At 42.0% G+C, this 12,268-nt stretch carries 11 protein-coding genes; 9 read left to right on the forward strand and 2 right to left on the reverse strand.

Translation table 11 applies throughout. The features are described from left to right. Positions 1–6 precede the first annotated feature (6 nt). From rnpA to HMPREF9969_RS00345, 4 genes are all read left to right on the forward strand, one after another. Positions 7–441, forward strand: coding sequence for a ribonuclease P protein component (gene rnpA / locus HMPREF9969_RS00330; protein WP_009433898.1), 435 nt, complete (start codon positions 7–9; stop codon positions 439–441). Beyond that, positions 441–737, forward strand: coding sequence for a membrane protein insertion efficiency factor YidD (gene yidD / locus HMPREF9969_RS00335; RefSeq protein ID WP_009433976.1), 297 nt, complete (start codon positions 441–443; stop codon positions 735–737). Before rnpA ends, yidD begins: the two co-directional genes overlap by 1 nt. 142 nt (positions 738–879) lie before the next feature. Beyond that, on the forward strand, positions 880–2,178 hold the full coding sequence (tyrS, locus tag HMPREF9969_RS00340; protein WP_004384512.1) for a tyrosine--tRNA ligase: 1,299 nt from the start codon (positions 880–882) through the stop codon (positions 2,176–2,178). Positions 2,179–2,349: 171 nt separating this feature from the next. Next, positions 2,350–3,576 carry a clostripain-related cysteine peptidase gene (locus HMPREF9969_RS00345; RefSeq protein WP_009433955.1) on the forward strand — a complete coding sequence of 409 codons (1,227 nt, stop codon included), beginning with the start codon at positions 2,350–2,352 and terminating at the stop codon, positions 3,574–3,576. A gap of 487 nt (positions 3,577–4,063) precedes the next feature. Here HMPREF9969_RS00345 and HMPREF9969_RS00350 read toward each other — a convergent pair whose 3' ends face one another. Next, the gene (locus HMPREF9969_RS00350) at positions 4,064–6,529 is read right to left on the reverse strand and encodes a TonB-dependent receptor (protein WP_009433904.1); all 2,466 of its coding nucleotides are present in this window, start codon (positions 6,527–6,529) and stop codon (positions 4,064–4,066) included. A gap of 276 nt (positions 6,530–6,805) precedes the next feature. On the opposite strand from HMPREF9969_RS00350, the gene HMPREF9969_RS00355 reads away from it, so the two are divergent. The 5 genes from HMPREF9969_RS00355 (at position 6,806) to HMPREF9969_RS00375 (ending at position 10,959) form a co-directional block, all read left to right on the forward strand. After that, positions 6,806–7,783 (forward strand): hydroxymethylpyrimidine/phosphomethylpyrimidine kinase, encoded by a 978-nt coding sequence (locus tag HMPREF9969_RS00355; RefSeq protein WP_009433975.1) that lies wholly within the window; start codon positions 6,806–6,808, stop codon positions 7,781–7,783. 12 nt (positions 7,784–7,795) lie between these two features. Next, entirely contained in the window at positions 7,796–8,668 is an 873-nt protein-coding gene (gene pdxS / locus HMPREF9969_RS00360) for a pyridoxal 5'-phosphate synthase lyase subunit PdxS (protein WP_009434012.1), read from the forward strand. Continuing rightward, positions 8,665–9,252 (forward strand): pyridoxal 5'-phosphate synthase glutaminase subunit PdxT, encoded by a 588-nt coding sequence (gene pdxT / locus HMPREF9969_RS00365; protein WP_009433914.1) that lies wholly within the window; start codon positions 8,665–8,667, stop codon positions 9,250–9,252. The genes pdxS and pdxT overlap by 4 nt, the downstream gene beginning before the upstream one ends. Before the next feature lie 816 nt (positions 9,253–10,068). Further along, positions 10,069–10,539 carry a transcription elongation factor GreA gene (gene greA, locus HMPREF9969_RS00370; RefSeq protein WP_009434004.1) on the forward strand — a complete coding sequence of 157 codons (471 nt, stop codon included), beginning with the start codon at positions 10,069–10,071 and terminating at the stop codon, positions 10,537–10,539. 18 nt (positions 10,540–10,557) lie between these two features. After that, complete coding sequence (locus HMPREF9969_RS00375) at positions 10,558–10,959, forward strand: HIT family protein (protein WP_009433882.1); 402 nt, start codon at positions 10,558–10,560, stop codon at positions 10,957–10,959. Between the two features lie 124 nt (positions 10,960–11,083). Here the strand turns inward: HMPREF9969_RS00375 and HMPREF9969_RS00380 are convergent, their stop codons facing one another. Continuing rightward, positions 11,084–12,175 carry a mannose-1-phosphate guanylyltransferase gene (locus HMPREF9969_RS00380; RefSeq protein WP_009433874.1) on the reverse strand — a complete coding sequence of 364 codons (1,092 nt, stop codon included), beginning with the start codon at positions 12,173–12,175 and terminating at the stop codon, positions 11,084–11,086. Positions 12,176–12,268: the final 93 nt, after the last annotated feature.

The following is a 12,268-nucleotide window of genomic DNA, read 5'->3' on the forward strand; positions in this document are numbered from 1 at the left end:
AGTAGTATGGAGAAGCAGGGAGAAGGACTGAGGAAAGAAGAGCGATTGTGTAGTAAGAAGCTTATAGATACGCTCTTTGGTACAGGTGGTAGCCATGCTATGACGTCTTTCCCATTGAAAGCTGTATACCGACTGACTGATGGAACGGAGGCAAGGAATGTTGATACGCATATAGAGGATGTGCCCTCTATGGTGGATGTGCAGGTTTTAATCAGTGTTCCTAAGAAGCATTTCAAACGTGCCGTGAAGCGTAATCGAGTGAAGCGGCAGGTGCGTGAGGCTTATCGTAAGCATAAGCAGTTACTCTTCCCACGTATGGCGGAGATGACCAATAAGCGATTACTCATAGCCTTTATTTGGCTTTCTAATGAGTTAGCAAGTTCTGTTACTGTTGAAGAAAGAGTGGAGAACTTACTTCATCGAATAGGAGAACGTATCTAATGAAAGAACTTGAAGACGATAGAATACAGCAGGATAAGCAATACAAGAATCCTTTTAAGAAGGTTCTAAGCTTTCTGTCACGTGGCTTGTCGTGGTTATTAATACTCCCAATATTGTTCTATCGCCAGTTTATCTCACCTTTCACGCCCCCGTCTTGTCGCTTTACCCCCACATGTTCAGAGTATGCCAGACAAGCAATAATGAAGCATGGTCCCTTCAAAGGACTTGCTCTTGCAATATGGAGAATACTGAGGTGTAATCCTTGGGGTGGCAGTGGATATGACCCTGTGCCGTAAGAAAGAATACTACTAAGGTACAATAACAGGGCTACCAATACGTAATAATTATAGAATATCAATATAGGATAAGGGCTTTGATGCATTGGTTGGTTTCCAATCACCCTATGTCTTTTACCCTTTTCATAAATAAAGAATATAGATGAAGAACTTTGTTGAAGAACTCCGTTGGCGTGGTATGCTGGCTCAAATAATGCCGGGTACAGAGGAATTACTCCAGAAAGAGATGGTTTCAGCATACTTAGGTACAGACCCAACAGCTGACTCATTGCATATTGGACACTTGTGTGGTATTATGATGCTACGCCATTTGCAGCGTTGTGGACATAAGCCTTATCTACTCGTAGGAGGTGCTACGGGCATGATTGGTGATCCGTCAGGTAAGAGCCAGGAACGTAATCTCCTCGATGCTGAAACACTATATCATAACCAAGAGGCTATCAAGAAGCAGGTTAGTAAGTTCCTAGACTTTGATGGCAACGAAGCTAATAAGGCAGAGATGGTGAATAACTATGATTGGATGAAGGACTTCACCTTCTTGGACTTTGCTCGTGTAGTGGGTAAGCACATCACGGTCAACTATATGATGGCTAAAGACAGTGTTCAGAAGCGTCTCAATGGTGAGGCTCGTGATGGACTAAGCTTTACAGAGTTTACTTATCAGCTCTTGCAGGGGTACGATTTCTTATATCAATATGAGAAATTCGGCGTTAAGTTGCAGCTTGGTGGTAATGACCAATGGGGCAATATGACCACTGGTACCGAGCTTATTCGTCGTACTCTTGGTAGTGAGGCTGAGGCTTATTGCCTTACTTGTCCTCTAATTACTAAGGCTGACGGAAAGAAGTTTGGTAAGACAGAGAGTGGTAACATCTGGCTCGATCGCAACCGCACAACACCATACGCATTCTATCAGTTCTGGTTGAATGTGAGCGATGATGATGCTGAGAAGTATATTAAGATCTTCACATCACTTGAGAAAGATGTTATAGATGGGCTTATCGAAGAGCATCGTCAAGACCCTGGTCGCCGTACATTGCAGCGTCGCTTAGCTGAAGAAGTTACTCGTATGGTTCACTCGCAAGAGGATCTAGATATGGCTATCGCCGCTTCTAATATCTTATTCGGTAAGAGTACGAAAGAGAATCTATTGCAGTTAGATGAGCAGACCTTCGCTGATGTCTTTAAGGATGTACCACACTATGAGGTGTCAAAGGACGTTCTTGGGCAGCCTGCCGTTGATGTCTTCAATCAGGAAGGCATGCAGATCTTCCCCAGTAAGAGCGAGATGCGCAAGCTCGTGAAGGGTGGTGGTGTATCCTTGAATAAGGAGAAGCTCGCAGCTTTCGATCAGCCTGTAACAGCCGAAGATCTCATCGATGGGAAATATCTTCTCGTCCAGAAAGGTAAGAAGAATTACTCTTTGATTATTGTAAAGTAAGTCATTCGACTTACTCCCAATACGACTATGGAAACCTTACCACATCTCTTGTGATGTTGCAAGGCTTTCCCTTTATAAAAGGAAAGGAATAATAACGTTGTAGATAACGTTCCCTCTTATAAGTAAAGATTACTATTTTGATGTATCCAATCGAGTTTTAATATGCATAGAATGAAGAAGTTCCTCTTTTTCCTACAGCTGATTGCAGTCATTGCATTGTCTTCTTGTACTGATGATCCATTACCAGACCCAAATACGAATGGTAATGCAAATGAAGTAGATAATACCATCATCGTTTATATGCCATGGTCGGGCGACCCTTATAGTTTGTATGATTACTTTAAGACGAACCTGCGTGACATGAAGCAAGCCATAGTTAATGAAGGTGGATTAGGCAATAAACGATTGGTTGTATTTATATCTGAAGCTCCAGAGAAGGGCGCATTGATCAATGTTAAGTATCAACGTGGTCAATGTGTAGATGATACATTGGCGAAGTTTGATAACACGCAGCCCAACCAGCAATTGAACACGTCTCGATGGATAAGTAGTCTTCTCACCCGTGTGAAAGCATACGCACCAGCACGCAATTACTCCATGATTGTGGGTTGCCATGGTATGGGATGGATTCCTTCTTATGCAGGTACACGTACTAGTGTCTCGAATACTTTACAGAAAAGATGGCGTGATGTAGAATCAAAACCTTTAACCCGTTGGTTTGGTGGTGATACCTACAAGACAGATATTTCTATCTTAGATCGAGGTATTGCACAATCGGGCATAGGTAAAATGCAGTATATCCTCTTCGATGACTGCTATATGTCAACGATTGAGGTAGCCTACGAGTTGCGACATAGTGCGCATTATCTTATTGGTTGCCCAACGGAGATTATGGCGCATGGTATGCCTTATGAACAGCTGTGGAATGAGCTTACTAAGAGTAATCCAAACTATCAGAATGTAGTAGATGAGTTCTATAACTTCTATAGCAGCTACTCAAGTCCATACGGAACAATCAGTGTTATCGACTGCTCCCAAGCTGAAGGCATGGTGAATATCATGCGACAAATAAACCATTCAACAAACCTTGTCTCGGTGCCAGTCACTAATATTCAAACGATGGATGGATATAATCCTTCAATCTTCTTCGATATGGGAGATTATGTTGAGAAGAGGGCAGTTAACGAGCCTATCCTTCTATCTCAATTCCGCAATCAGCTCAATCTGCTTGTCCCTTACAAACGGCATACACCGTCCTATCTATCGGCAGTCGTCGATAGAAATGGTGTTATATATCCCATCACCACCTATTCTGGTATCACCATTTCCGACCCTTCTATGAACACGCAAGCCTCGAATGCTTTCGCTGTTTCACCCTATTATCGGGCAACGCATTAATGCTTTAAGGCATACTCATTAAACGCTCCTTCTCCGTTCGGAGGGGGAGTTATTCTTATTTAAATCCTTTTGAATTCTGTTCGTGCTCTTTGTCTAATACATTTCCGCATTATTTCTCCCTTGTTTCCTTTCTCATGCGTCTTATGTCTTTTTATGCACCTATTCAAATTGGATTCAAACCATGACACTTATTGTTTCAGGTTTTGAGACATAGAGTTTCAGGCTCTGAAACACACAGTCTCAAGGCTCTGAAACACACAGTCTCAGGCTCTGAAACACACAGTCTCAAATATCTGAAACACATAGTCTCAAACTCTGAAACACATAGTCTCAAATATCTGGAACACATAGTCTCAAGGCTTGAATTAGTTAGCTTACTCCCATAAAGTGGAATGTCTTGATGGATATTACACGTATGTAACAGCAACAAAAAGAGCCGCATTGTCAACCAGACAATACGACTCTTACTATATAAATGATCAGAGAGTTATAGCTTCACACTGAGACCGACATACCATGTTGCACCATAGACAGGGGCGTACATAAAGGCAGCGTCATCCGTGTGTTTCTCATCTTGGATATAGCTAAAGATGTTCTTAGCACCAGCATAGATGGTGCACATTCCTAAGCGTTTTGAAGCGCGACAGTTGAATAGCATGAACGTAGAAGTCTTCTTGATCTTAGAGTTCTGACCTGAGTCTTCGGAGTTATAGTCGATGTACATGCTACCTTGTAATGATCCTGTGAGAGAGAAAGTCCATGTGCCAGGAGTGTAGTCGATATCGAAGTCGCCTGTCATACCAGGGAAGCGAGAGATGTTGCGACTCTCTTTAGCGTATTTAAGACGCTGTGGGAACTCCTTTACTGACTCATCATTAGGGTCAGACCACTCGGCACGTTCGTGCTTAAACTTACCTTGATTGAATGTCCAGTTGACGCCTGCCGTGAGGTTACGAGCGATACTTGCCTTTGCTCCAAGCTCTACTCCCTGTACGTAAGCGTCATCTACATTCTCCCATTGATACGAGTATCCAAACTTCTTAACCTCATCGTCGGCAGGAGAGAATTGTATCTTATCCTTTAGGTTGGTGCGGAATAGATTTATACTGAACTGATACTGCTTGCTATAATAGTCTGCCGAAAGATTATAACTGATGGCGCGTTCGCCTTTCAAGTTAGACGATTTCCATACACGTGGTGAACCACTGCATAGGTGGAGATCCTCTGAGAAACCATAAGGAGCACGGAATCCTGTTCCAATATTCGCACGAAGGATGAGCGATGGGGTAACTTCATACTTCACAGCAATGCGTGGATTGATGGTTGTCTTACTGAACTTCGTTGAAGGGAATGCGCTATCTGAAACTTTCACGCTGGTAGAATATTCTTCACCAGAGCTGTGAGAGTCGAGGCGAATACCAGGAACAACGGTCAACTTAGGTGTTACGTTCCATTCATCCTGTACGAAGAAACCAACCTCGTTAGCGTGCTTCTTGCCGATAGAAGTGTATGGTACGCCGTAATAAGGACTTGTCTTTTCGTCTTCAGCAGAGATTACATATAGTCCAGTCTCACGTAAGCGAGTGAAGTAAGCCTGCACTCCTGCAAGTAATGTATGCTTATCTAAGATAGAAGTGAAGGTGAGCGAAGGAGTTACCGTGTGCTCCTTAGCAATGTAAGGGCGCATCATCTCTACAGGAGGAGTAGCTCCGTCCTCATCTGGATGTGCTGGATCTTTGTGCGAATCCATGTAGTCATGGAGGAAAGTATCATTCGTTGCATTGCGCTTGTGGTATACGTATGCGGTTGAAAGATTCAACTCTGAATGCGCACCCAGTGGTAGGTTATAAGTCAAATCAGCAGAGAGTCGATTCGTGCGGATGTCCTCTGTCTGATCAGTATAGGGGTTTAAATATTGATTATTGGTCATAACTCCACCGAATCGATGCTCGTCTATAGCCTTACCACGCAACACAAGCTTATCATTCTTTGTAAATGGCTGATAGAAGTAGAGGTTGAAACCAAGGTTATTCATCGTTTCGTTTACACGATCAGATACCCCATCCTTATGCTTCACCTCCTTACGAGTAAGTCCGTCTTGCGTCTCGTCGATAGCATCCATCTCTGCTCTTTGTGCAAAGACACTGATACCAATGTTGTTGTAACGCATAGAACCAGAGCCTTTATAGCCCTTAAAGCCATAGTTACCGAATTGTATATCACCATTGATGGTAGGCTCGAAGGTTGGTTCCTTAGAGATGATATTGATGGCACCAGCTACTGCACTACTTCCATACAAGGCAGAGCCTGCGCCCTTTACAACCTCAAGTCGGTCAATATCATTCGTTCCCATCTGCTGAAGACCATATACTCCTGCAAGTCCAGAGTATATTGGTTCACCATCAATAAGCACCTGTGTATGCTCTGCACCAAGCCCTTGCATACGTACCTCAGAGAAGTTACAGAACTGACATTGCTGTTCTACGCGGATTCCTGGTACACCTTCTAGAGCTTCATAGAGGTTTTGTGCGTTCTTCTTAGTGAGAGCTTGAGATGTAAGAACTTCTGTTCTGATAGGCACATCCTTAATAAAATGACTTGTGCGAGTACCTGTTACCACCACTTGACTAAGTTCCAATGGGTCTTTCTCAAGCTCGAAATAAACATCAGTACCTTTGTTCTCGGTCATTACTACCTCCTTCTCCTGGGATTGATAACCATCCAGTGTGGCGATGATAGTTTGTTTTCCGAGTGGTAAGTTACTTAGTTTGAAGTGCCCTGTACCATCACATTGAGTCTTAAGGTTTGTACCTTTCACTCTGATTGTGGCATGTGGAAGATGTTGTCCACCCTCTTTTGCCTTTACGTCACCGAATAACATGGCATCGGTTCCTTGTGCCATTGATGCGAGCGAACACATCAAAGCAATCAAAAACATTAAGATTTTATTCATTATAGTATATGAGTTTGTAAATCTGCGACAAATTTAGTTGTTTATTGTTAACGACGCAATACCTGTTTGTAGGTATTCTTCTCTATTGTTATCAACCATTACCTCCCTAATAGTTCCTAGATTCTTTTAGTCTCATTCGGTAGTGTGCTATAATAATAAGAGGTATGAGTAACAAAAGAGGTCATAACTTTAGTTTTTCTTGTCAATATAGGAACAAGTCTTGCAGGAATGGATATTTTCTCTTTACTTTGTAGTCAAAATATAATTAAAAGACCATTGAAGACAATACTCACAATAACTGGTTCGGATAGTACGGGAGGCTCTGGTGTGCAAGCTGACATCAGAACGATAGCCGCATTGGGTGGTTATGCAGTGTCTGCAGTCACGTCAATTACGGTGCAGAATACCGTGGGTATTCAGGCTTTCTATGATCTTCCTGCTGATATTGTAAAGGGTCAGATTGAAGCAATCATCAATGATATGCAACCCGATACGGTGAAGATTGGTATGATAAGAACGACCGAGACGCTTGCTGTTATTGTAGAAGCTCTATCGAAATATAGACCTCATCACATTATTTATGACCCCATTGTGACGGCAAGCAATGGTGACCGACTGATGACAGATGACGTTATTATGCAGATTCGTCACCGCTTATTGCCCCTTTGTTCTATGGTTATTCTGCGTGAAAGTGATGCTGAACGAATTTTTAATTGTACCTCATTACAGGATTCTGAAATAACAGCTTCGATAAGTGCTAATAAGCAAGGTGTACGCTCATTAGTGCTGGATGAAGTGTTACAGCATGGTCTTTCAAATAGTTTCTCATCGGCCCTTGCGGTTTATCTAAGCCAAGATGAAACGATGGAAGATGCTATAAAGCATGCAAAGGAATACATCCGAACACTCGTTGCACGCAAGAGCGACCTAAGTGGACGCAGTAGTCTGTTGTACAACGAGTTCTTAGAAGCAGTACAGAAGCACTATCGAACGAACCGTGATGTAGCCTTTTATGCAGACTGCCTGAACGTTTCGCCACGTTATCTCTCACAAGTGGCTCATCGCATATCAGGCAAGTCGCCGAAGAGTATCATCGATCACACGCTGGCAGAGGCATTGTCCTGTCAGTTGCGTACAACGCAATCAACTATCCAAGAAATAGCCTATGATTTTGGCTTTAGTTCGCAAGCTCAGTTCTCAAAGTTCTTTAAGAAGCAGATGGGACAGGCTCCGACAGAATGGAGAAAACATTAATATCAAATCAATATGACTAATAGACAAGAATTAAATCGTAATCTCGCTCAGATGTTAAAGGGCGGTGTTATCATGGATGTAACTACACCTGAACAGGCACGAATAGCCGAAGCTGCGGGTGCTTGTGCAGTAATGGCTTTGGAGCGAATACCCGCTGACATTCGTGCAGCAGGTGGTGTTTCACGTATGAGTGACCCTAAGATGATCAAGGGTATTCAGCAAGCGGTTACTATCCCTGTGATGGCTAAGTGCCGCATTGGACACATTGCTGAAGCTCAGATCCTGCAAGCAATTGAGATTGATTATATCGATGAGAGTGAGGTGTTGTCACCTGCTGATAACATCTATCATATCGATAAGAACCAGTTTGATGTACCGTTTGTCTGTGGTGCTCGTAACCTAGGAGAAGCATTGCGCCGAATCGCTGAAGGCGCTACAATGATTCGAACGAAAGGGGAGCCTGGAACGGGTGATGTGGTGCAAGCAGTGAGCCACATGAGACTGATGCAGAGCCAGATTCGTGAACTGGTAAGCAAGCGTGAGGATGAGTTATATGAGGCTGCTAAGCAGTTGCAGGTGCCTTATGACTTGGTGAAATACGTGCATGAGCATGGCAAACTACCAGTGGTTAACTTCGCAGCTGGTGGTGTGGCAACACCTGCCGATGCCGCTTTGATGATGCAACTGGGTGCTGAAGGTGTATTCGTAGGGTCGGGTATCTTTAAGAGTGGAGACCCTGCTAAGCGTGCCGCAGCCATAGTGAAAGCCGTTACAAACTATAATGATCCGAAGGCTTTGGCAGCGTTATCTGAAGACTTAGGTGAGGCTATGGTGGGTATCAACGAGCATGAGATAGAGGTGCTCATGGCTGAACGTGGACAATGAGAATAGCTGTTCTCGCTCTGCAAGGGGCATTCCTTGAACATGAGATGATACTCCGCAAGTTAGGAGTAGACTGCTTTGAAGTGCGTCAAAAGCAGGATTGGTTACAGGAGAAAGATGCTTTGATTATCCCAGGAGGCGAGAGTACGACGCAAGGAAAGCTCTTGGATGAATTAGGTTTATTGTTGCCTATTCGTGAAGAAATAGAGAATGGCTTACCAGTCTTTGGCACTTGTGCGGGCTTGATACTCCTTTCTCGTGACGTGGAGGGTAATAGTGAAACTGCTCCTGCACCTCCTCGATTGGGTACAATGCAAATAACTACAGCACGCAATGCCTATGGAAGGCAGCTAGGTAGCTTTAGAGTAGAGTCTACATTTGTGGGGATTGAAGGTCAGATACCGATGACCTTTATTCGAGCTCCTTATATAAAAGATGCTACAGAGGCTGTGGAAGTATTGGCAAAGGTGGATGATCGGATTGTAGCTGCACGACAAGGTAACCAGCTGGTGACAGCTTTTCACCCTGAATTAGATGCAGATACACACGTGCATGAATACTTCTTGAACATGATTCGTAATAGATAAATAGCGTTTCTTAAGATGATTAATAAGATGCTTCGAACCCACATATAAAGTGGGATTCGAAGCATTTTTGTTTTGTATAAGCTGTTGTTTCTGATTCATGTATTGTTGGTCTATTGATAAAGAGAGGCTTTCTTTCATAAGAAGAGAGCCTCTTCTCACGTCAAGAAAACGCTCTTTTTGAATGGAGAAGGGCGTTCCCTCTAATTTAAAAAGTAATAATGTCTGTCTTAGATACATGTTTGTATGATTGAGATATGCTTCGTACAAGACAGGATAAAGACTCAATCAGTATGGGTAAAAGTCTTTGTTTATGTGCCGCAACACTCCTTATTATAAGCGTATTAGTCTCTATTTCTTGGCTAGATGAGACTTAAGGACATAAAAAAAGGACTACCGCTGTAGTCCAACCTTTGTTAACCTTAAATCTAATACTATGAAAAACACGATGCAAAGATAGGTAGTATTCTTTATACATGCAAGTTTTTTATTGTCTTTTTTACGTCTTGTTTGATTTATTGATATATATCAAGCGAAATTTATTATATATCTTCAAATTGTAATAAAGACTCCTCTTTTATACCTATAAATGTGTTAGATTAATAGTAATCATTGGTTAGCAGCAATATAGAGATTTGTTTTTAAAAGTATTTTTAACCTCTAAAACTTTGCTATCTCATATTTAAGAGTTATCTTTGCAGCAGAATATAAAGATTAAGACATTTGAGGATATGGGATTCCGACATTGGTAAGTTATGTTGGAATTCTATGTTTTTTATGTCTATTGAAAAACGTATTAATTATTTAAAAAGAGATATTATGGCTTATATGTCACAGGAAGGTTACGATAAACTCGTAGCCGATTTGCAGTATTTAGAGTCTGTTGAACGCCCTAAGGCATCGGCTGCCATTGCTGAAGCTGCTGATAAGGGTGACTTGAGTGAGAACTCTGAATACGATGCAGCAAAGGAGGCTCAGCGCCACTTAGAGGCTCGTATTGCAGAGATGAAGATGACAGTTGCGCAGGCAAAGATTGTTGATGTGTCACGTTTAAGCACTGAGGCTGTACAGATTATGTCCACAGTTGAGATGACAAACGTTAAGACTAAGGCTAAGATGAAGTACACTATCGTAAGTGAAACGGAGGCTAACTTAAAGCAAAATAAGATATCAATAAAGACACCTATTGCGCAGGGCTTGTTGAATAAGAAGGTAGGGGATGAGGTTGAGATAACAATCCCTCGAGGAACAATCAAGTTGCGTATAGATAAGATTTCAATTGATGTTTAATCAGTAAGGAGGCTTTTTATGACAATATTTAGTAAGATTGCTGCAGGTGAGATTCCTAGTTACAAATGTGCAGAGAATGATCAGTTCTATGCTTTCTTGGATATTGATCCTGTAACGAAGGGGCACACTTTGGTGGTTCCTCGTAAGGAGATTGATTATATCTTCGATATGAGTGATGAGGATTTGGCAGCCTTTGAAGTCTTTGCAAAAAAGGTTGCCCGTGCTATAAAGGAGGTCTTTCCTTGTAAGAAGGTGGCACAAGTTGTGTTGGGGTTAGAAGTTAATCACGCTCATATCCACCTATTGCCAATGAATAGTGAGGCTGATGTTGATTTCAAACATCATGTAAAAGTTGAGGCTGAAGAGCAACAGGAAATAGCTGCAAAGATATTTAAAGCGTTCCAGGAGTTAGACAAATAGAGTCTTGTTTGTTAGTAGATAACAAAAACGAGGACATATATAATAAGGTATATGTCCTCGTTCTTGTTTTATAATTGGTGTTACGTATTGTCAGACGGAATATGAGATGGATAGGAGAGAGAGGTTAGATAAATTTGTCTCCTTTAATCATCTGTACTTCATTGACATATTTCCTCACAAGTGCAGAGGAGTCTTCTTTCTTGCAGATAAATAATACGTTGTCCTTTTCTGCTACTATATAACCATCGAGCCCATTGATGACAGCTAATTTGTCTTTCGGTAATTTGATAACGTTATTGGCTGAGTTTTCTAAGATGACATCGGAGTCTATAATGACGTTATCGCCTTCCTTCTTGCTCATTGTCTCATAGATTCCGTGCCAAGTACCTATATCAGCCCATCCGAAATGACACTTCTTTACATAGGTGTTATTCGATTTCTCAAGTAGACCATAGTCTAGTGATATATTCGGATAAAGCGAGAAATTCTCTTGCATAAAGGCATCTTCTTCCTCAATACTCATTATCTCTCTTGTTTGTTCCTCACTGCGTATGACGGATGGAAGAAAGTTCGTAAAGCATTGCCAAAGATAGTGTATGTTAGCAAGAAATAAGCCTGTATTCCAATACCACTCCTTAGTTGTCATGAACATTTTAGCAAACTCTCTGTCAGGTTTCTCAGTAAAGGCTTGCACCTTATAGATATCGTTCTGACCAGTATAAACGCCTTTCTGAATATATCCATAACCTGGTTCTGGGCGTGTTGGACTTACTCCCATCGTGAGTAAGGCATCGTTCTTCTCTATGAATAATAAGCCCTCGGTGATATCACGATGGAATGCTTCTTCATTGATGATACTCTGATCGGAAGGAGATACGATGAGGTTTGCACGTGGATCAAACATTGATATGCGGTGCACTGCCCATGCTACACTTGGTGCCGTATTACGGTGTATAGGTTCTGCCATGATGTGGTCAAGGGATACTTCTGGGAGTTGTTCACGTACGATGTCAAGGTAATCTCGGCTAGTATTGATGTATATATTCTCTTTTGGAAGAATCTGAGAGAAGCGATCGAAGGTCTGTTGAAGCTGTGTGCGACCCACACCGAAGAAATCAATAAACTGTTTTGGATAATTGTTCCGACTGCTTGGCCATAGGCGACGACCCCTTCCTCCAGCTAGTATTACACAATAGTTGTTCTGTGTCGTAGTCATAATTTGTTTAAGCTAACCTGTTTATGTCTTTTCTCCAAAGTTACCTTTTATATCTTATTCTACCAAATCTTTCAGTGTTAAATACCCTAAACT

The sequence above is a fragment of the Prevotella sp. oral taxon 306 str. F0472 genome, from assembly GCF_000257925.1.
GTDB lineage: Bacteria > Bacteroidota > Bacteroidia > Bacteroidales > Bacteroidaceae > Prevotella > Prevotella vespertina.